Annotated in this window: 17 protein-coding genes; 11 read left to right on the forward strand and 6 right to left on the reverse strand. The window is 68.3% G+C overall.

The window, feature by feature from the left end; genetic code table 11:
- Nucleotides 1–9: 9 nt before the first annotated feature.
- Together hisS and IEX89_RS02990 are read right to left on the reverse strand one after the other, a co-directional pair.
- Nucleotides 10–1,509: a histidine--tRNA ligase gene (hisS, locus tag IEX89_RS02985; RefSeq protein ID WP_188909419.1), complete on the reverse strand. Its 1,500-nt coding sequence runs from the start codon at nucleotides 1,507–1,509 to the stop codon at nucleotides 10–12.
- A gap of 218 nt (nucleotides 1,510–1,727) precedes the next feature.
- Nucleotides 1,728–6,098, reverse strand: coding sequence for a carbohydrate-binding protein (locus tag IEX89_RS02990; RefSeq protein WP_188909421.1), 4,371 nt, complete (start codon nucleotides 6,096–6,098; stop codon nucleotides 1,728–1,730).
- Between the two features lie 186 nt (nucleotides 6,099–6,284).
- Between IEX89_RS02990 and IEX89_RS02995 the strand changes: the two genes are divergently transcribed.
- Complete coding sequence (locus tag IEX89_RS02995) at nucleotides 6,285–7,091, forward strand: AraC family transcriptional regulator (protein WP_188909423.1); 807 nt, start codon at nucleotides 6,285–6,287, stop codon at nucleotides 7,089–7,091.
- A 237-nt stretch (nucleotides 7,092–7,328) separates the two neighbouring features.
- Here IEX89_RS02995 and IEX89_RS03000 read toward each other — a convergent pair whose 3' ends face one another.
- Nucleotides 7,329–8,513 carry an MFS transporter gene (locus IEX89_RS03000; protein WP_188909425.1) on the reverse strand — a complete coding sequence of 395 codons (1,185 nt, stop codon included), beginning with the start codon at nucleotides 8,511–8,513 and terminating at the stop codon, nucleotides 7,329–7,331.
- Between the two features lie 126 nt (nucleotides 8,514–8,639).
- Here IEX89_RS03000 and IEX89_RS03005 point away from each other — a divergent pair, with 126 nt between their 5' ends.
- Nucleotides 8,640–9,185, forward strand: a complete 546-nt coding sequence (locus IEX89_RS03005) for a TetR/AcrR family transcriptional regulator (RefSeq protein WP_244645087.1) — start codon at nucleotides 8,640–8,642, stop codon at nucleotides 9,183–9,185.
- 43 nt (nucleotides 9,186–9,228) lie between these two features.
- Here IEX89_RS03005 and serB read toward each other — a convergent pair whose 3' ends face one another.
- Nucleotides 9,229–10,161, reverse strand: a complete 933-nt coding sequence (gene serB / locus IEX89_RS03010; protein ID WP_188909429.1) for a phosphoserine phosphatase SerB — start codon at nucleotides 10,159–10,161, stop codon at nucleotides 9,229–9,231.
- An 8-nt stretch (nucleotides 10,162–10,169) separates the two neighbouring features.
- On the opposite strand from serB, the gene miaA reads away from it, so the two are divergent.
- The 7 genes from miaA to ilvN all read left to right on the forward strand — a co-directional run bounded on the left by miaA (nucleotide 10,170) and on the right by ilvN (nucleotide 16,745).
- Entirely contained in the window at nucleotides 10,170–11,129 is a 960-nt protein-coding gene (gene miaA, locus IEX89_RS03015) for a tRNA (adenosine(37)-N6)-dimethylallyltransferase MiaA (RefSeq protein ID WP_188910042.1), read from the forward strand.
- A gap of 82 nt (nucleotides 11,130–11,211) precedes the next feature.
- Complete coding sequence (locus IEX89_RS03020) at nucleotides 11,212–12,477, forward strand: S8 family peptidase (protein ID WP_188909431.1); 1,266 nt, start codon at nucleotides 11,212–11,214, stop codon at nucleotides 12,475–12,477.
- A 10-nt stretch (nucleotides 12,478–12,487) separates the two neighbouring features.
- Nucleotides 12,488–12,760, forward strand: a complete 273-nt coding sequence (locus IEX89_RS03025) for a hypothetical protein (protein ID WP_188909433.1) — start codon at nucleotides 12,488–12,490, stop codon at nucleotides 12,758–12,760.
- Between the two features lie 303 nt (nucleotides 12,761–13,063).
- Nucleotides 13,064–14,842 carry an acetolactate synthase 3 large subunit gene (locus IEX89_RS03030; protein WP_188909436.1) on the forward strand — a complete coding sequence of 593 codons (1,779 nt, stop codon included), beginning with the start codon at nucleotides 13,064–13,066 and terminating at the stop codon, nucleotides 14,840–14,842.
- A gap of 171 nt (nucleotides 14,843–15,013) precedes the next feature.
- Entirely contained in the window at nucleotides 15,014–15,370 is a 357-nt protein-coding gene (locus IEX89_RS03035; RefSeq protein WP_188909438.1) for an endonuclease domain-containing protein, read from the forward strand.
- Nucleotides 15,371–15,506: 136 nt separating this feature from the next.
- Nucleotides 15,507–16,193: a glutathione S-transferase family protein gene (locus IEX89_RS03040; protein WP_188909439.1), complete on the forward strand. Its 687-nt coding sequence runs from the start codon at nucleotides 15,507–15,509 to the stop codon at nucleotides 16,191–16,193.
- Between the two features lie 12 nt (nucleotides 16,194–16,205).
- Nucleotides 16,206–16,745, forward strand: a complete 540-nt coding sequence (ilvN, locus tag IEX89_RS03045) for an acetolactate synthase small subunit (protein WP_188909448.1) — start codon at nucleotides 16,206–16,208, stop codon at nucleotides 16,743–16,745.
- Nucleotides 16,746–16,797: 52 nt separating this feature from the next.
- Here ilvN and map read toward each other — a convergent pair whose 3' ends face one another.
- Nucleotides 16,798–17,625, reverse strand: coding sequence for a type I methionyl aminopeptidase (map, locus tag IEX89_RS03050; protein ID WP_188909450.1), 828 nt, complete (start codon nucleotides 17,623–17,625; stop codon nucleotides 16,798–16,800).
- 244 nt (nucleotides 17,626–17,869) lie between these two features.
- Here map and IEX89_RS03055 point away from each other — a divergent pair, with 244 nt between their 5' ends.
- Nucleotides 17,870–18,652, forward strand: coding sequence for an FkbM family methyltransferase (locus tag IEX89_RS03055; RefSeq protein WP_244645088.1), 783 nt, complete (start codon nucleotides 17,870–17,872; stop codon nucleotides 18,650–18,652).
- 15 nt (nucleotides 18,653–18,667) lie between these two features.
- Here the strand turns inward: IEX89_RS03055 and IEX89_RS03060 are convergent, their stop codons facing one another.
- Nucleotides 18,668–20,032: a TIGR03808 family TAT-translocated repetitive protein gene (locus IEX89_RS03060; protein ID WP_188909454.1), complete on the reverse strand. Its 1,365-nt coding sequence runs from the start codon at nucleotides 20,030–20,032 to the stop codon at nucleotides 18,668–18,670.
- A 102-nt stretch (nucleotides 20,033–20,134) separates the two neighbouring features.
- Here IEX89_RS03060 and crcB point away from each other — a divergent pair, with 102 nt between their 5' ends.
- Entirely contained in the window at nucleotides 20,135–20,509 is a 375-nt protein-coding gene (gene crcB / locus IEX89_RS03065; RefSeq protein WP_188909455.1) for a fluoride efflux transporter CrcB, read from the forward strand.
- Nucleotide 20,510: the final 1 nt, after the last annotated feature.

Genomic DNA, 20,510 nt, shown 5'->3' on the forward strand with positions numbered 1-20,510 from the left:
GTCTCTCGCTCAGCGATGCCGCGCGAGGATTTCCCGCACGGCGTCCACCATCGTCGCCTCCGGCACGGACACCTGGGCCGGGCGCGCCGCCTTCCATTCGGCGTTGGTCTCGATCTCGGCGGCGGCCTTGGCGCCCTCGATCAGGTCCTTGATCTGCACCTCGCCGCGCTCGCGCTCGTCCGAGCCCTGGATGACGACGCAGGGGCTCTTGCGGCGATCGGCGTATTTCATCTGCGCCTTCATGCCGGCCGAGCCGAGATACATCTCGGCGCGGATGCCGGCCTCGCGCAGCTGGGCCACGAGGCGCTGGTAGTCGGCGATGCGCTCGCGATCCATGACCATCACCACGACCGGCGCCTGCGGCTGCGCGCTCGCGACGATGGGGCTGCCGACGAGGCGAAGCGCCGAGAGGAGCCGCGAGACGCCGATGGAGAAGCCCGTCGCCGGCACCGGCTCCGAGCGGAAGCGGCCGACGAGCCCGTCGTAGCGCCCTCCCCCGCCGATGGAGCCGAAGCGCACCGGCACGCCGTCCTCGTTCGTCACGGGGAAGGTCAGCTCCGCCTCGAAGACGGGGCCGGTGTAATATTCGAGGCCGCGCACGACGGAGGGGTCGATCTCGACCCGCGTGTCGTAGCCGCCGGCGGCGACGAGCATCGCGATCTCGCGCAGCTCGGCGACGCCCTCGGCGCCCCGCGCCGAGCCGGCGACCACCGCCTCGAGCGCGCCGAAGGTTTCCTCGAGCGTCGCGCGCTTGGCCTCGGAGAACGCGATCACGCGCTCCGCCTGCTCCGGCGCGAGGCCGGCGCCCTTGGTGTAGTCGCCGCTCGGATCCATGCGGCCCGCGCCCAAGAGATCGCGCACGCCGTCCACGCCCACCTTGTCGAGCTTGTCGATGGCGCGCAGCACGACCAGCCGTCGCGCAGCCTCCTCGTCGCCGGCGAGCCCGATCGCCTCCATCACGCCGTCGAGGACCTTGCGATTGTTGACCTTCACCACGTACTGCCCGGCCAGCCCCAGCCGGTCGAGCGTGTCGGCGGCCATCATGCACATCTCGGCATCGGCCGCGACGGAAGCCGAGCCGACCGTGTCCGCGTCGAACTGCATGAACTGACGAAAGCGCCCCGGCCCCGGCTTCTCGTTGCGGAACACCCAGCCCACCCGATACGAGCGGTAGGGCTTCGCCAGCGCCTCGAAATTCTCCGACACGTAGCGCGCGAGCGGCGCGGTGAGGTCGTAGCGCAAGGAGAGCCATTGCTCGTCCTCGTCCTGGAACGAGAACACGCCCTCGTTCGGGCGGTCCTGGTCGGGCAGGAACTTGCCGAGCGCGTCCGTGTACTCGACGAGCGGCGTCTCCACCGCCTCGAAGCCGTAGAGCTCGTAGGCGGCGCGGATCTCGGCGAGCATCCGCTCGGCGGCGGCGAGCTCCCCCGCGCCCCGATCCACGAAGCCCCGCGGCACGCGCGCCTTCAGCCGGTTCGTCTTCGGGTCTGCGCCCTCGCGCTTGGCCATGGTGTCGCTATCCGTGCTCGCATGTGAATTGGCCGCTTGGCGATACCCCGCACGGGGAGCGGGGGCAAGCCGCGAAGGATCGGGCGTGAGCCGCGTGCGCAGAGACACCGAGACAGTGGATAGAGCCATCCGTGCAGCGGCCGCCGCCCGCCGCCAGCGGAACCATGCTGGTCGGCGAGGCGGCGGCCGCATTACGTCACGCTCCTGTCGAACGTCCCTCAGATCATCCCGACATCGGTCGCGGGCGACGTCTCGCCCAACCCGACGATCCTCGTGAAGAGGATGGCGTCGGCGACCACGTGCTCGCCTCCCGCGCCCTCGGTACCGATCGTGACGCGGGCCAGATCGGTTCCGAAGCCGAAGACGCCGAGAGAGTGCCAGTCGTTGAAATTTCGTGTCTGGTCGAGGCTCAGCACGGTCGTCCCGTTCTCGTGCACGATCTCCACGGGCGCGTTGGTCGCATGCTCGCGATCGGGCTGGCCGCCGTTGGTGCGGTTGAACCTGATCGAGACCTCCCACAGACCCGGATCGAGGTCGGCTTCGTAAATGAAACGGACGCCGCTGTCGGTGTCGGCGAAGACGATATCGTCACCGATGATGCCGCCCTGAAACGGCGTCAGCGTCTCGATCGGCACCACGATTCCGTCGACCACGTTCTCGACGGTGAAGCCGAGATCGTCGTTGTCCACCATCACGCGATGGGGGGCCAACGTCTCCGGGCGGATCGCGGAGTAGAGATCGCCGACGATCTGCCCTTCGACCGCGACCCCGTCTCGGATCTCGAGAACCGAACCGAAATTCGGATTGCTCTGGAAGCCGTTCTTCAGGACGGCGATGGAGAAATCGGAGTCGATCGTGACGTATTGGGGGACGAGAGCGCCGTCCGGACCGGTCAGCTGGCCGGACTGGTGCCATGCGCCGAAAATCTCGGTCCTGCCACCGTCACGGGTGATGACATGGGTGCCTTCCTGCTCGGTCTTGAAGCCCAGCACCCAGAGCGTGCCGCCGTTGTTGACGATCTTCGCCTCGAAGGGCGCGTCGGCGAACGAGGGGTGATCGAAGCTGTCGAAATCGCCCTCGATGTTGAGCTGACGGGCCCAGACGTTCTGGCCCTCCTCGACGACCAGTCGCGAGGTGACGACGTTGCGCAGGTAGAGATCGCCAGCCAGGGTCTCGCCCGTGACGGGATCGGTCTCCGCCGTATAGCGCCAGCCGCTGGTGTCCTGCACGGCCAGCGCACGGTCCGACGCATGAGAGACCTCGATCTGCGCCTGCGGCTGGTTGGTGAGCCGACCCCGTAGCCCCTGGATGTGAACCACGTCACCGTCGCCCTCGCCGATGATGATGCGGCCATTGCCCCAGATTTCGCCGCCCAGGCCGATCAGCGTCGTGACCGACCCGTGCAGCGTGACGTCCCCGTTCAGGACGAACACGCCTTCTGGAATGTAGACCGTGCTGGCGCCCGCGGCCGCGGCCGCGTCGATCGCGGCTTGGATGGCGAGGGTATCGTCGTCCGCCGAGAGGTCGCCGAGCGGATTGCCGGTGATGCCGGCCGTCGCGCCGCGCGCTGCGATGGAGACCCAGTCGGACAGGTTTTGCGGCAGGGGCGTGTCGGGGTGCTCCCTCACCTCGAGCCCGAGAGAGGTTTCCGGCGTGCCCTCGAAGAGCGTGTACGCGCCGCCGACATTCTGGATGCCGGTACCGTCACGCCCATGAGCGCCGACCTGCCAGAACTCGTCGATCCGACCGTCGGCCTGGCGCTCCACGATTTGATTGTGGACGAAGGAATTACGATTGAAATGGTACGACAAATCGAAGCCGTCGGAGATCGCGACGTCACGCAGGAAGGTCGAGCCGGAATTCAGGATTGCCGAAGACCGGCCGTTGGCGTCGGTCGTCGGATTGTCGGACGCTTCGATCCTGCTGTCCAGCAGCACGAGGTCTCCGTCCTGGTTGAAACCATTCAGCACGGCACGCGGCGCGTTCAAGAACTCGACTCCACGTGCCGTTATCACCTGCGAATTCAGATTATGAATTCCCACCACCGACTGGTTCGCAAGCGTGATGTCCTCGAAGACATGGCTTCCGGTGCCGCTCGAGAGGAAGATACCGGTGTCGAACCCGTCCACCGTCACGTCCCGGATCAGGTGCGGCCCGTTGTTGACGATCTGCGCGAGATCGATGCCGTATCGCCCGGTTCCATCCTCCGAGCGGATCGTGACGTTGGCGACGGTACCGGTGTTGCTGCTGCTCCAGACGAGCCCCGTCGCCTGGGCATTGCCGGCGCCCAGCGTGATCGTCAGATCGCGCAAGTTGTTGTGGAAGGCGTCGGCGGATCTGTTCGCATTGCCGAAATCGACCACCGCCCCGGTGAAGCCCAGCCCTTCGGCGAAGCGCAGCTCCGTCAGGCCTTCTCCGGCGCCCTGGACGCTGGTCTTGGAGATGAAGCCCTCCCGCTCGCCCGACGGCAGCCGCGATCGGGCCGGGCCGATCGTATCGCTGATGTCGTACACACCGGCGCCGAAGACGACGAAAGTCTGCTCGAAGCCATTGTCCTCTGCATATTCGAACGCCGCCCGGATCGCCGCGGTGTCGTCGATACCGTCGTTCGCGACGGCACCGAAATCCTCCACCCGGACGGCTCCGCTTCCGGCGGGCAGACGTATCTCACCGGGTGCCGGCATCGTGTCGCCGGCGAAGACGCTCGGATCGGACAGCGCCTCGGGTGAAAGCGCCGTGTCGTAGAGCCTGACCGCGTCGATGCTACCGGTGAAGGCGCCCGTCAGATCGTCGGCAGTCCCCGCCGACGAGCGCCACTGGTTCGCCCCGATGACCACCGGCTCCTCGTTCCCGAGGAGGCCGGCGGTGGTGTCGCGATCCTCCGCGATCATCTCGCCGTCTACGTAGAGCCGCAGGCCGGTCGGCCCGAACGTGACGGCGATCTCGTGCTGCGTACCGACGGTCAGCTCGCCGCCGCGAAGGACGGTCTCGGCGTCGGTCGTCTGCAGTCGAACCTCCACGACGCCGTCGACGAGGAAGACGGAGAAGTGACCGCCGTCACCGAAATGCACGGCGTCTTTCGTGAAGATGCCTTGCCGCCCCGCGCCGCTCTCGGAGGTGACGGTCAGCATCAAGGTGCCCGTCTCCAGCGCGAGCGCCTCGTCGTGCGGCAGGATCACGGCATCGGACACGCCGTCGATATCGACGGGGCCGTGCTCGAGGATCAGCGTCCGGTCACCGGCCCGAGCGAAATCCAAAGGCGGCAGGCCGGACAGGAAAGCGACGTCTTCTGGGGGCAGGACGCCGGCCCGGAGCGCAACGTCCCCGATTAGGCCGTGGAACGGCTCGACGACGTCGTCGGCCGCGCCCTGACCCGACGCCCATTGGCTGGCTCCGATCACCAGTGGTTCCAGATTGGTGGCGAGCCCCCCGGTCCAGCCCGATTCGTATGCATGCAGCTCGCCGTCGACGTAGAGCCGGACGCCGTCGTCCCCGAAGCCGATCGTGACATCGTGAGCTTCGCCCAGCGCGAGCTCACGGCTGTGCAGAAAATAGGACGTGTCTCGATCCTGAACCCGCAAGACGACGGTGCCGTTCTGCCACCATGCGGTCAGGTGACCGCCGTCGCCGAAGAAGGAAGCGTCCTTCGAGACGAGCCCCTCGCGCCGCACGACGCTGTCGGCTTGGAAGGTGAACGACAGCGCGCCAGCGCTCAGCGCCATGGCAGGATCGTGCGCGATCACGTCGACACCATCGACGTGCTCGACTTCCAGCACGATCGGATTCGGTGTCGTGGTCTCGATCCGGAAGCGGTCGACGTCGCCGATGCTGGAGGCGTTGCCGTCGAAGACGAAATAGAGATCGTGCTCGCCGCTCAGGCGGCCGAGGTCGACGGTGATGTCGCGGAAGCTGGTCCAACCACCGGTGTTCTCTATTTCCGCGATGGCCAGCAATTCACCGTCCGGCCCGCCGGAGCGGATCTGCACGGTGCCACCCTGGGTGCCAGCGGCGACCGTCAGTGTCAGGCTGTGCTCGGCGAGCGGATCGGCGCCGAAGGACACGGTGTCGTACCGTACCCAGTCGCCGTCCTGCGTGTCGCCGATCTTCCAGCCCATGCCTTGCCGGAAGACGCCCACGCCGCTCGTGGCATCGTAATCCTCGGCCTCGAAGCGCTGCACCGCAGGGTCCGCTACGATCCCGGACTCGATCGAGAAGCGATCGAGATCGGCGATGGAGGTCGCGCTGCCGCGAAACACGACATGGAGGTCGTGGATCCCGGAGATCGCCCCGAGCTCGACGGAGACGTCGAAATACGAGGCGAAGCCGCCCGTGTTGAAGACGTTCTTGTCCGCGATCAATTCGCCGTCGGGGCTGCCCAGACGAAACTCGAGCACTCCGCCCTGAGTGCCGGACGAGACGCGTGCGGTCAGGACATGCAGCGCGCCGGAGGCGCTACCGAAGTCGATCCCTTCGTACGCGACCCAGTCGCCGTTCTGCGTGTTGCCGACCTTGGTGGTGGCACCTTGCGTGAACACGCCGACGCCGAACGCAAGGTCGAATTCCTCAGCCTCGAAATGCTGCGTGACCATATCCAGGACCCATGGTGGTGAGAAGGGGCGGGAATGCCCGTTTGAGCCCTGCACGTTATCAGGAGGCGATCGATGCGACTTGAACAGGATTTACATTTTTAACAATGAGCACTGAAATCGGGAGCACGCCTCTGGACCTCGTCGCCACCTGTACGACATCTGCTGATGGCATCGCGAGGACGGCGGATGAGAGAGACGAAGATCGAATTCTGGAACGCTGGCGAGGCGGGTGCGCTGTTTTGCCATGCCGCTGCGGCACCGCACCAGCACGACAAGCACTTCCACGGCATGGCCAGCGTCATCTCCTTGGTCGAAGGGGAAAAGACGTTTCATATCGGCCGGCGTTCGGTGCACCTCCGCGCTGGTCAGATGGTCGTCGTCAACCCCGGCGAGGTCCACGGCTGTGAGGCGCTCAACGGTGCGCCGTGGGCGCATCGCACCGTCTATGTCGACCCGACACTCCTGCGAGCCGCACGCGGCGTGGCCGAGGAAGCGACCGGACCCGTGCATTTTCCCGAGACGGTGATCGACGATCCGGCGATCTTCTCGGCCTTCCAGGCGATGCACCGCATGGCGGAGGCGGGGAATGACGCCAGAGACTCGATGCTGCTCACGCTCGGTGGCTTCGCCCGGCAAGTCACCGTCGGTCCGCCGCCGGTGCGGCCGACCGGGGCGTCGCGGCGGGTCGCCCTGTGCCAGGAATACATGCACGATATGGTGCGGTCCGGTCTGGGGGCGGAACTCGCCGATTTGGCAGCGCTCGCGGGGGTGACACGGTTCTGCCTGCTGCGGGACTTCAAGGCGGTGTTGCACATGACGCCCGGCGACTACATGCGCAGCCTGCGCGTGGACGCGGCCCGCAGCCTGCTGAACCGACGGCGACGCGCGGCACAGGTCGCGGCTGAGACCGGCTTCGCGGATCAGGCCCACTTGACCCGAGAATTCAAGCGCATCTTCGGCATCACGCCGGGCCGGTACAGCCGCGCTCTCTGACCGTCGTCGGCCGGCATGCCCTCGCCCGAATGCCTGGCAGTGCGATATCCGGGGTCTTCGCGCCGATGAGACGCGACGCGACCGCACCGATTCTGAAAACCTGACGGGGCAGGCCGATAACCTGCATCGGGGATCTCCTGAAGCTCGTGTCGTCGCAAACCCAAGCTTCCGGGATCCCCGATTCCTTTCAAGCCCCAGCGTCTCACTTCTGTTCGACCCTAGACACACGGGGGTCGGTCAGGCCGGCCGCCCCGCGGGCGCGGCGACGCCCGCGAAGGTCCGCCGCGGCAAGAGGCACGGCACGAGCGTCAGTACCGCGACCAGGACGAAGACGCCCTCGCGCCCGAGCGCCGGCGACAGCGCGCCGCCGGCGAGCGGGCCGATCATGGCGCCGAAGGTGAAGATCAGGAACGTCGCCCCGAACCCGGCCGAGGGGCGCTCCGGGAAGACGCGCAGGCTCCACACGCCCAGAAGCCCCGTGACGAAGATGAATGCGGCTCCGAACACGGCCCCCGAGACGACGATCGCCCCCCCCGAGCCAGGGGCGATTCCGATCAGCAGGCACGCGCCCGCGATCGCCGCGAGCGTGCCGCGCGTGACGAAAGGAAGCCCGCGGCGGTTCACCGCGTCCCCCGTCAGCGCTCCGACGAAGCCGGATATGCCGGTGAGCGCCCAGAACGCGATCTCCGGACGTGCGAAGCCGCCGAGCGTACCGCCCGCCTCGAAGATCGTGGCGATGGAGAACGTCCAGTACACCGCCGTGGTCAGACCGGCGACGAAGGCGCTGGCGTACAACGGCATCGCCGCCGGCCGCACGAGATCCACGAGCGCGAAGCGCGGCGCCTCGGCATTGCCGCGCCCGGGGGGAAAGGGCGGCGCCAGCGCGATGGCACCCGCTCCGAACAGGACGGATGCCAGCGCGAATGCACCCCAGGCATGCTGCCAGAGCTCGGCGGGCACGAGAGCGAACGGCGCCGCGAGGAGCACGCCGGCCCCGGTGCCCGAATTCATGATCGCGAAGAGCCGGTTTCGCGCCTCCTCGCGCGCGACGATCGAGACCCAGTCGGACAGAGCCGGGAAGACCAGCCCCGGGCTCGCCCCGGCGAGCGCGACGCCGAGCGCGAGAACGGCGAGCCCCTCCGCGAGAGCCACGATCGCCGCCCCTCCGGCGGCCGCCGCCACCCCGAGCGCGATCGGCAGGCGAGGCCCGAAGCGGCCGGACGCCCACGCCGCGGCGACCGTGGCGAGCACGTAGGATGCGTAGGAGCCGCTCGCGATCAGCCCCTGGGTCGGCTCGTCCAGCGAGAAGGTCTCCGCGATGCGGGGCAGGAACAGGCCGTAGCCGTAACGCGCGATCCCGAATGACACGCCGACGAGCGCCAGCCCGGAGGCCGCCGCCCACACCAGGGAGTATGATCGCATTTTCGCCTCGATTCGAATATACAGCTTTGTATATCCAAGTCGGTGCCACGGGTCCATGTTCCGAGGCTTATCTGTAATTTATTTGCAGCTCGGCCAGAGTAATAGAGCATCTGGAAGGTGACCGCCATGATCGAAAGCCGGCAAGCCATCGTCGAGCGATCGAACGACCTCTTCTACGAGGCCGGCTTCGTCGGCGTCAGCATCGAGGCCGTGCTCGACGCATCCGGCCTGTCCCGTGGGACGTTCTACAAGCATTTCAGCGGCAAGCACGACGTCGCGCTGGCCGTGCTGGAGTATCGCGGCACGAAGTTCGAAGGCGCGCTCGCGGAGGCGCTCGCCGACGCGGCGGATACGCGCGCTGTGGCCGTAGCCTTGTTCCGGGTACTACGCGAGTGGCAGCGCCGCCACGGAGCGAGAGGCTGCCTCTTCCAGACGGCGGCCTCCGAATACGGGCGCCGGCATGCCGACGTGTTCCGCTTGGCGAGCGATCACAAGATCCGCGTGCGCGGCCTCGTCGAGGTCGCGCTCCACCGCGCCGGTGCAACGGACTATCGCCGCGCGGCGGACGAGCTGCTGCTCCTGTTCGAGGGTGCCGTCGCGCTCGGCCAATTCCACGACCACGAGCGCCAGATCGATGCGGCCGAACGTGCGGCCGCGGCGCTCTTGGCCTAGGGGGTCGGGACGCAGCCGCGATCCGGGCGGGAGAGGACGTTCCTCACCCCTCCACGATCTCCCCGTCCCCATAGCCCTGCACATACAAGAGCGCCCTGAGATCCCCATGGTCGATCCGCGCCGCGGCCGCTTCGGCGACCGCGGGCTTGGCGTGGAAGGCGACGCCCAGGCCCGCTTCGCCCAGCATGGCGAGGTCGTTGGCGCCGTCGCCCACCGCCATGGTCTCGGCGTCGTCGAGGCCGTGCGCGTCGCGCAGCGCGACGAGGGTGGCGTATTTCGCCGCGCGCCCGAGGATCGGCTCCTCGACGCGCCCGACGAGCTTGCCGTCCTCCACGAGGAGGACGTTGGCACGGTGCTCGTGAAAGCCGATCATCTCGGAGACCGGCCCCGTGAACAGCGTGAAGCCGCCGGAGACGAGGCAGGTGTAGGCGCCGTTCGCGCGCATGGTGCGCACGAGGGCGCTGCCGCCCGGCGTCAGCGTGATGCGCTCGGCCACGATCTCGGGCACGATGCTCGCGGAGAGCCCCGCGAGCAGCGCGACGCGCTCCCGCAGAGCCGGCTCGAAGGGCAATTCGCCCCGCATGGCGCGCTCGGTGATCTCGGCGACCTGCGGCTTGAGGCCGACGTAATCGGCGAGCTCGTCGATGCATTCCTGCTCGATCATGGTCGAATCCATGTCGGCGAGGAAGAGCTTCTTGCGCCGATGGCGCACCGGCTGGACGACGACGTCGATGCGCGCGGCGTCGGCGTCGATCGCATCGGCGATGGCGTTGCGATAGTCGGAGAGGAGCACCGCCTCGCCGAGCGGCGCGACGTTCGGATCATCCAGCCTGCCAGGCGAGAACAGGAGATCCACGGCGCGCCGATCGGAGAGCGTGCGCGCCTCCCCGCCGGGGAGCACCGACATGGCGCGGTCCACGTGCGGCGTCTCGAGGCTGGAGCCGGGCGCGGCGACGAGGGTTGCGACATGCGTCATGGCGTGCGATCCGCGGGGTTCTTCGAAGGAGGCTTCAGGCCGTGAGGGCCCTTCTCATCGCAGGACCGACCGCGTCCGGCAAGTCGGCGCTGGCGCTCGACGTCGCGCGGCGGCGGGACGGCGTCGTGATCAACGCCGATTCGATGCAGGTCTATCGCGACCTGCGCGTCCTCACCGCCCGACCGACGGCGGAGGAGGAGGCGGCGGCGCCGCATCGGCTCTACGGATACGTGGACGGCGCCGTGAACCATTCCGTCGCCCGCTGGCTCGCGGACGCCGCCGCGACCCTGGCCGAGGTCGAGGCGGCGGGGAAGCTGCCGATCTTCTGCGGCGGCACGGGGCTCTACTTCAAGGCGCTGACGGAGGGGCTCTCCGATATACCGCCCGTTGCCGAGGACGTCCGCGCCGCAGTACGAGCGGAATGCGAGGGCCGCGAGACGCCGGACCTCCACGCGCGCCTCGCCGCCCGCGACCCCGCCGGCGCCGCGCGGCTGCGCCCGTCCGACCGGCTGCGCGTGATGCGCGCGCTCGAGGTGCACGCGGCGACGGGGCGCTCCATCGTGGAGTTCTGGGACGCGCGCGTGCCGGGCCCCCTCGCCTCGGCCGACGCCGAGGGCGCGGTACGCAAGATCTTCCTCGCGCCGGAGCGCGCCCTGGTGCGCGCGCGCATCGACGCGCGCTTCCTCGCGATGCTGGAGGACGGCGCCCTCGACGAGGTCCGCACGCTCGCCGCCCGCCGCCTCGACCCGATGTTGCCCGTGATGCGCGCCCACGGCGTGCCGGGGCTGATCGCGGCGCTGGAGGGGCGCGCGACGATGGCCGAGGCGATCGCCAAGGGCCAAGCGGACACGCGCGCCTACGCCAAGCGGCAGGAGACGTGGTTCCGCAATTCGATGCCGGGGTGGGAGTGGGTGGCGCCGGGTATTGCGCACAATGACATTCTGGATATAGATAACGGCGTGGTTTGACTCAACTTCGAGTGGGCTGATGGCAGGCGATGCGGCAGGCGGCGGGAGTTCTTGGGAGCCGTCACGGACGGGGACACGGACGATGACGTCGGGCAGGTCTCCGGACGGGCGCGAAGACGGCGGCGCGTTCGCGCCGAAGCGCTTCAAGATCATGTTTCCGAACGCGCAGGCATTCGACGCCGCAACGGCTATAGAGACACCAGGGACGACACTGGTTCGCAGCCGGAAGCGCGCAGTCTTGAGCGTCGACCTGGATCCGAGAGCGATCGAACGCGGCGCGGATCGGCGAATCGGCGCTTTGGTCGAGCGTTTCGGAGCTCGGATCGTCGAGGACTTCCGATACGACATGGAGCCGGTCGGACCATTCGGACACGAGCTCTTCGAGCCCGAGGACGAAAAATCCCCGTCGCTCGACAACGTCTTGGACCGAATCGGCGCTCGAGAGGCATGGCGTCACGGTCGCGGCAGCGGCGTGATCATCGCCGTCGTGGACACGGGCATCGACGGTACGCGTCCGGAGTTCTCCCCGAGCCGCCGTAGAGGTGCCTGGCAGACCGAGCAGGACGAACCCTGGACCGATTGGGACGGTCACGGGACGATGTGCGCCGCAATTGCCGCGGGTTCGCGCGCCGACGGCGGCCTGTTCGACGGGGTAGCCCCTGAAGCGATGATCGTCGCCTGCAAGACAAGTTTCTACGACGGCGAGTTGGCGGCCATATACGACTATCTGGCGGAGCTCGCGACATCGGGCGAGACAGTGATCGCGACGAACAGCTTCGGGTTCAACACAGGCACTATGCCGACCTTGCCGCCCGGTGAGGAGTTTACCCAATCCCTCGATGATGCGATAGCCGCCGGGGTGATCCCGTTCTTCAGTGCCGGCAACAACCATGCTCTCGCCGGAGGGCGCCCGGACGCCTGTTCACCAACCTCGATCTGGCTACACAAATCCTGGTCGAGCGTCATGAGTGTCGGCACCACTGATCTCGACGATCGTATGTGGTACTACTCGAGCCGCGGGCCGGGACAATTCTTCGGCGCCCCCGAAACGAACGCCAAGCCCGACGTGGTCGCTCCGACCCCGAAGCGAGGGCGTATCCTCTACGGCGATCGAGTGCAGACGCTCCGGGACGGATGGGGATCCAGTGGCGCATGCCCGCAGGCCGCTGGACTGGCCGCTCTGCTGCACAGCGCCTCTCGCAACTTATCGCGCGATCGGACGTTCGACCTCATCAGGCGCTCGGCGCGCGACCTGAGCCTGGCCTTCGAATGCCAGGGTCATGGTTCCATCGATTGCGCTGCTGCGATGAATGCGGTCTTGGCCTCGTCGAAAAGCGCGATAAGTTAAGGAGCTGTACATGCCTTTCGGCTGGAATGGCAAGCGATCGAGCGGAACGGCGGTCCCCATGGCGGAGCCTGTGGATACGAGATACAAGATAAAGGCGCAAACGCTAGACGATTTCGTCAAGGTGCGCGACTTCGTTCGCTCGCATGCGCGTGTTTACGTCACGAACGAACGGCGCCTATCGCTGTCGGTAGATCATCTCTCAGACGACGACAAGAGCACGGTCGAGCGCCTCGGCGCGGAAGTGCTACCGGAGCTCCGATACGATCTCGAACGATTGCCCTGATCTCCGCTCACTTTCCGTGTTGACCCGGCCCGCGGCTTCCCCTAACGTCTCGCGCACGAAACGCGACGAGATCCGCATCCCATGCGCAAGATCATTCTCGTAATTGGAGCGCCATCGACGGAGCGGGGCTGACCCCCGCACGATCCGGCGATGGCGCACGAGGGCCCCCTGCAGGGCCCTTTTTTATTGCGCGTTTTCGCCGGCTCCCCCGACACCGACACGAGCTTCGAGACCGACCCGACACCCACCGCGGCCCGATCGCGGGAACCAGACACCCAAGCAGACGAACCGAGGACGAGTGCAATGAGCGAGATGATGACCGGGGCCGAGATGGTCGTCCGCGCCCTCCAGGACCAGGGCGTCGAGCATATCTTCGGATATCCCGGCGGCGCGGTGCTGCCGATCTACGACGCGCTCTTCCATCAGGACACGATCGAGCACGTGCTCGTGCGCCACGAGCAGGGCGCCGTCCACGCGGCGGAGGGCTATGCCCGCTCCTCGGGCAAGGTCGGCGTCGTCCTCGTGACCTCGGGCCCCGGCGCCACGAACGCCGTGACCGGCCTCACCGACGCGCTGATGGATTCTGTCCCGCTCGTGTGCATCACCGGGCAGGTGCCCACGCATCTCATCGGCTCCGACGCGTTCCAGGAATGCGACACGGTCGGCATCACTCGCCATTGCACGAAGCACAACTACCTCGTGAAGGACATTGCGGACCTGCCGCGCATCCTGCACGAGGCGTTCTACGTCGCCGCCAACGGCCGCCCGGGCCCGGTCGTCATCGACCTGCCCAAGGACATCCAGTTCAAGTCGGGCCTCTACGCCCGGCCGCGCGACAACCAGCACAAGACCTACCGCCCGAAGGTGAAGGGCGACATGGACAAGATCCGCCAGGCCATCGAGCTGATGGCGGCGGCGAAGAAGCCCGTCTTCTACACCGGCGGCGGCATCATCAATGCCGGCCCGCACGCCTCCGAGCTGCTGCGCGAGCTGGTGCGGCTCACGGGCTTTCCCGTCACCTCGACGCTGATGGGGCTCGGCGCCTATCCGGCGTCCGACGAGCAGTTCCTCGGCATGCTGGGCATGCACGGCACCTACGAGGCGAACCTCGCCATGCACGGGTGCGACCTGCTCATCAATATCGGCGCGCGCTTCGACGACCGCATCACCGGGCGCCTCGACGCGTTCTCCCCGCATTCGCGCAAGATCCACGTCGACATCGACCCGTCCTCCATCAACAAGAACGTCAAGGTCGATCTCGGCATCATCGGCGATTGCGGCCACGTGCTCGAGGACATGGTGCGCCTGTGGCGCTCGATGTCGCCCACCGTCGACAAGGACGCGCTGAAGTCCTGGTGGGGCCAGATCGGCGAGTGGCGCGCGCGCAAGTGCCTCGCCTTCCGCAATTCCGACAGCGTGATCAAGCCGCAATTCGCCATCCAGCGCCTCTACGAGGCCTCGAAGCGCACCGGGCGCGACACGTTCGTCACGACCGAGGTCGGCCAGCACCAGATGTGGGCGGCGCAATATTTCGGCTTCGACGCACCCAACCGCTGGATGACTTCCGGCGGCCTCGGCACCATGGGCTACGGCCTGCCCGCGGCCATCGGCACGCAGCTCGCCCATCGCGACGGGCTCGTGATCGACATCGCCGGCGAGGCCTCGATCCTCATGAACATCCAGGAGATGTCCACCGCCGTGCAATATCGCCTGCCGGTGAAGATCTTCATCCTCAACAACGAGTACATGGGCATGGTGCGCCAGTGGCAGGAGCTGCTGCACGGCGGGCGCTACTCCCAGTCCTACTCGGAATCGCTGCCGGACTTCGTCAAGCTGGCCGAGGCCTACGGGGCCGTGGGCATGCGCTGCGACGACCCGGCGAAGCTCGACGGCGCCATCGAGGAGATGCTCGCGGTGGACCGCCCGGTCATCTTCGACTGCCTCGTCGACAAGGCCGAGAACTGCTTCCCGATGATCCCCTCGGGCAAGGCCCACAACGAGATGCTGCTCAACGACTATCTCGGCGAGACCGGCACCGACATCGGCTCCGTCATCGACGAGAAGGGCAAGATGCTGGTGTGACGGCGACTCGTCTCCCCTCTCCCGAATGGGAGAGGGGTCGGGGGTGAGGGTGAACGGCTGGAGGGCTCGCTGCGTCGTCGGCCAGCGCACCGACTACCTGGAAGACCAATAATTTGGTTGTGTTTTCGTGCGTTCCCGATCCAAGATCTCGACGGATCACGGGAGCAGGCGATGACCTCGGAGCAACGGCAATTCGCACGGCATCTGCGCAAGCATGGAACGAAGGCCGAGGACGTGCTGTGGCAAGCTCTCCGCGGCCGGCGGCTCGACGATCTGAAGTTCAGGCGGCAAGCGCCGGTGCTGACCTACACTGTCGGTTTTCTCTGTGCCGAGCGAAAGCTGGTCGTGGAGATCGATGGAAAGCAGCACGATTGGTATTCAGAATACGACCAGCACAGGACGCGGGAGATCGAGGCTCAAGGCCTTCTCGTGATCCGCGCAACGAACGCCGAGGTTCTCACCGACCTTGACGTCGTGCTGAACAGAGTCAGGGACGCAGCGAGTCCCTTTTCCCGGCTGGGAGAGTAGCGGGTGCGAGGGTGAGCGGCGGCCGGGCTCGCATGGCGCGAGACACCGCCTTCATCACGCTTCCCCTACTTTCCGATGCCGCACTCCCTCACCCCCGGCCCCTCTCCCATTCGGGAGAGGGGGGAAGGCCAGCGCCATGAAGCTCGTCATCGGCAACAAGCTCTATTCCTCCTGGTCGCTCCGGCCATGGATCCTGATGCGGCACTACGGCCTCGCCTTCGAGGAGGCGCTCGTGCCCCTCGATCGGCCGGACACGAAGGCGCGCATCCTCGCGCATTCGCCCGCGGGCAAGGTCCCCGTCCTGATCGACGGCGAGGCGACGGTATGGGAATCGCTCGCGATCCTCGACCATCTCGCCGATCGCCATCCGGACCTGCCGATCTGGCCGCGGGACGTGGCCGCGCGGGCCCATGCGCGCGCCATCGCGGCGGAGATGCATGCCGGCTTCCAGCGGCTTCGCGCCGCCCTGCCGATGAACCTCGGCAAGAGCTACGCGCACGTCGATCGCGGCGAGGGCGTCGCCGCCGACGTGGCGCGGGTCGTCGCGATCTGGCGCGACGCGCGCAGCCGCTTCGGCGCCGGCGGTCCCTACCTCTTCGGCGCGGATTTCGGCGCCGCGGACGCGATGTACGCCCCCGTCGTGACCCGGCTCGACACCTATTCCTGGCCCGTCGACCCGGACATCCGCGCCTATATGGACGCGGTCCTGGCACTGCCGGCTTTCGTGGAATGGCGCGAGGCCGCGCTCGAGGAGGAATGGGTGCTCGCCCACGACGAGGTGGACGAGGAGCCGATCGCGGTCTATCGCAGGCGCGGCGTGTAACGAGGGCGTGAGATGAAGACGCATTATCCCGATCAAACCATCGTAGAGGCCGTGAACCGGCACACGCTCGCGGTCATCGTCGACAACGAGCCCGGCGTGCTCGCGCGCATATCCGGCCTGTTCTCCGGGCGCGGCTACAATATCGAGAGCCTCACGGTGTCCGAGACGCAGCACGAGACGCACGTCTCGCGCATCACCATCGTGACGGCGGGCACGGCGGCCGTGATCGAGCAGATCAAGGCGCAGCTCGAGCGGCTCGTCCCGGTCCACCGAGTCGACGACCTCACCGTGCGCGGCGAGGCGCTGGAGCGCGAGCTGTGCCTCGTGAAGGTGGTGGGCGACGGCGAGCATCGGGTCGAGGCCTTGCGGCTCGCCTCCGCCTTCGGCGCGCGCACGCTCGACGCGACGCTCTCGTCCTTCGTGTTCGAGCTCACCGGCGCGTCCGAGGACATCGAGCGCTTCGTCAAGCTGATGGCGGGAGTGGGCCTCGTGGAGGTCGCGCGCACCGGCATCGCCGCCATGACCCGCGGCGCGGGCACGCTCGACGGCTGAGACGCCACGGCGGGCGCCCGTCGCCGCGCCCTCCCCGCTCGCTCGCGAAAATTCAGCCCATATAGGGCGGCTTGTCCCAGCCGCTCGGCGAAAGCGTGAAGATCTCGCAGCCGGTCTCCGTCACGCCCACCGTATGCTCGAACTGGGCGGAGAGCGAGCGGTCGCGGGTCACCGCGGTCCAGCCGTCGCCGAGCACCTTCACGTGCGGGCGCCCGAGATTGATCATCGGCTCGATCGTGAAGATCATTCCGGGCTCCAGCGGCACGTCGTAGGCCGGCTCCACGAAATGCAGGATGGTGGGCGCCTCGTGGAAGGCGCGCCCGACGCCGTGGCCGCAGAAGTCCCGCACGACCGAGCAGCGCTCGCCCTCGGCATAGGCCTGGATGGCGGCGCCGATGGCGTTCGTCGTCGCGCCGGGCTTCACCGCCGCGATGCCGCGCATCAGCGATTCCCAGGTGATCTCGCACAGCCGCTCGGCCTTGCGGGAGACCGGGCCGACATAGAACATCCGGCTCGAATCGCCGTGCCAGCCGTCGACGATGAGGGTGACGTCGATGTTGACGATGTCCCCTTCCCGCAGCGGCTTGTCGTTGGGGATGCCGTGGCAGACCACGTGGTTGATCGACGTGCAGATCGACTTCGGATAGCCGCGGTAGAACAGGGGCGCGGGATAGGCGCCATGGTCCATGGCAAACTCGAAGGCTATTCTGTCGAGCGCTTCCGTGGTCACGCCGGGCTTCACGTGCTCGACCATGAGATCGAGCGCCTTCGCCGTCAGCTGGCCGGCACGGCGCATGGCCTCGAAGCCTTCGGGGCCGTGGATCGGCGGCCGGCGGTGCCCGGTGCGGGTCTCGATCTGGTCGGTGCTGTCCAGCGTCATCGTGCTCTCGTTCGTGTCGTGCGAGACAATAATCGAGGAGCGCTCTCGCGCAAACCACCCCGCACGCGCCCCTCGCCTGCGCGCGCGGCAGCCCCCGCGTCCGGCCCGGCGCGACGGCCGCGCTTGCTCCGCGGCGGCGCGGATGGCAGGAAGGCCGCTCTTCCGGCGGCGCTCCGGAACACATACGAGGTCGAGACACGTGACGAACGAGCCCGCACCCTACGGCGCCCATTCTCCCGACGGCATGGTGCGCTGGCTGATCGAGCGCACGCGCGCCGCCGGCGACGGCTGGCTGTCGAAGCGCGTCTCCTTCCTGCTGCGCCGCCTCGCGGTCAAGCGCCTCGCCGGGCGCCCCGTGGACATCGAGACGCTCGGCGCCAAGTTCCGGCTCTACCCCTACAACAACGTCTGCGAGAAACGTATCCTGTTCACGCCGCAATATTTCGACGGGCTGGAGCGGGAGATCCTGGCGCGGCACATCGGGCCGGGCTTCACCTTCATCGACATCGGCGCCAATATCGGCGCCTACGCCCTCTTCGTCGCGGCCCGCGCGGGCAACGACGCGCGCATCCTGTGCGTCGAGCCGCAGCCCGACGTCTTCGACCGCCTCGTCTACAATGTCCGCCTCAACCCGTTCGCCACGGTCAAGGCGATCGACTGCGCCGTGGCGGACAAGGCGGGCGAGCTGACGCTCTTCCTCGAGCCGTCGAATTCCGGCGAGACGTCGATGAAGATCGTCGGCTCGGGCGGCGCCAGCGCCATCCGCGTGCCGGCGACGACGCTCCTCGACCTCGTGCGCCGCGAGGGCTTCACCAGGATCGACGCCGTGAAGCTCGACGTGGAGGGCGCGGAGGACGTGATCCTCGAGCCCTTCCTGCGCGAGGCGCCGCGCGACCTCTGGCCGCGCCTGATGATCGTCGAGGACGGCTCCGGCCGCTGGCAGGTGGATCTCGCCCGCATCGTCCAGGATGCCGGCTACCGCATCGTCGCGAAGACGAAGCTCAACTTCGTCTTCGAGCGCGACTGAGGCCGGCCGGCGTCTCTAACCGACCGCGTTGCTCGCGATCGTCAGGTGCGCCCACGCGTCGGCGCCCTCGCGGGCGAGGTCGCCGGTGGCGGTCTCGTCCCAGCGGTGGCCGAGGATCGCGGCGCGGCGGGCGCCGGTGATCAGGTTGGACGCGATCAGGACCGGGCCGACGCCCTCGACCACGCTCACCACGATGCCGACGCCGCACTCGCGCAGCACGTTGCCCGTCGCCGCCACGTTGCGCAGGTACGGCCCCCAGCCCAGGCGCAGGCCCTCGTCCGGCACGCCGTCGATCACGTTGCCCGAGATCGCCGCGTCCGCCTCCGCGAAGATGCCGTAGCTGCGCGCCTCCTGGCCGCCCTCGACCGCGGGGCGGCGAAAGAGGTTGCGCACGACGTTGCCGGTGATGGCCGCCATGCGCCCGCCCTCGTTCAGGTTCGTCGAGACGATGCCGTGCGCCGCCCCGTCGACGAGGTTCGACGCGATCACCGCGCCCTCGAAGCCGAACTCGGTGAAGAGCGCCACCTCGCCGCAATCCTGCGCGCGGTTCGAGACGATCTGGATGCCGTCGCCGCCGTTGTTGCGCACGGCCGAGAAGTCGCACGCGCTGATCACGTTGTCGGCGACGAGCACGCCGCCGGCGCGAAAGACGTTGATGCCGTTGCCGTTCTCGCCCGTCCCGCCCGAGGCGGCGCGGATGCGCGCGACGCGGTTGGCGATCACCTGCGCGCCGTCCGTGCCCTTCTGCGAGCGCCAGATCTGGATGCCGTTGTCGAGGCAGTCGGTGATTGTGTTCTCGGCCACCGCGAGACCGGTCGCGTCGAGCGAGAACAGGCCGACGCGCGCGCCCGCGACGACACAGCCGCGCACCCGCCCGCCGCTGCGCTCGAGCCGGATCGCCGGCCCCGGCGCGCCGGCGAAAGCGACGTCCTCGACGAGGAGATCGCCCACGTCCACGGCCGAGAGCAGCGGCGCGTCGCCGACGCCCGCTCCGAGCCCCTCGATCGTCATGCCCACGACCCGCGCCGCGCCGACGCCGGAGGCGGAGACCGCCGGTCCGCCGCTCGCCTGGCGCAGCCGCGCGCTGCGGGGCCCGACGAGAACGCCGCCGGCGGGCAGCCGCAGGCCCGTCACGGGGTAGTCGCCCGGCGCGAGCGCCAGCGGCCGCCCCGCGGCGGCTGCGGCATCGAGCGCCTGCTGCAGCGCGCCGGTGCGCTCCGAGCCGTCCCCGCGCACGCCGAAGCTCTCCGCGGAGATCGCCGCGGCGTATGCCGACCCGCCGGCCACGAGCGCGCTGCCGGCGAGCGCGGCGCCGAGGATCGTGCGGCGGTCCGGGCGAGGCGGCAAAGGCGGGGTCGAGGGGTCGAGCGGCGAGGCCATGGCTGATCTCCAGTCGGGAGACCCTCGCACGGCGGCGGTTGACGTGGGGTTTGCACGAGGCGAGACAGGGCGCGCGATCAAACCGCGCGAGGTCCGCTGCCCGTGTCCGCTCTCACGATCTTCGTCGGCGCCGGCCTCGGCGGCGTGCTGCGCTGGCTCGTCGGGCTCGCGGCGCTCAGGGCCTTCGGGCCGGGCTTTCCGTGGGGCACGCTGGCCGTGAACGTCGCGGGCTCGCTGGCCATGGGGCTCGTGGCGAGCCTCGTCGTCGCGCGGATGCCGTCGGAGACGTTGCGGCTCTTCCTGATGACGGGCCTGCTCGGCGGCTTCACCACGTTCTCGGCCTTCTCGCTGGACGCGGCCGCGCTCGTGGAACGCGGCCAGCTCGGGCCGGCGGCGTTCTACGTCCTCGCGTCGGTGGGGCTTTCGCTGGCGGCGATCGCGCTGGGGCTCGTCCTCGGGCGCGCGATCGCCGGCTGAC

The sequence above is a fragment of the Salinarimonas ramus genome (assembly GCF_014645695.1).
GTDB classification, from domain to species: Bacteria; Pseudomonadota; Alphaproteobacteria; order Rhizobiales; family Beijerinckiaceae; genus Salinarimonas; species Salinarimonas ramus.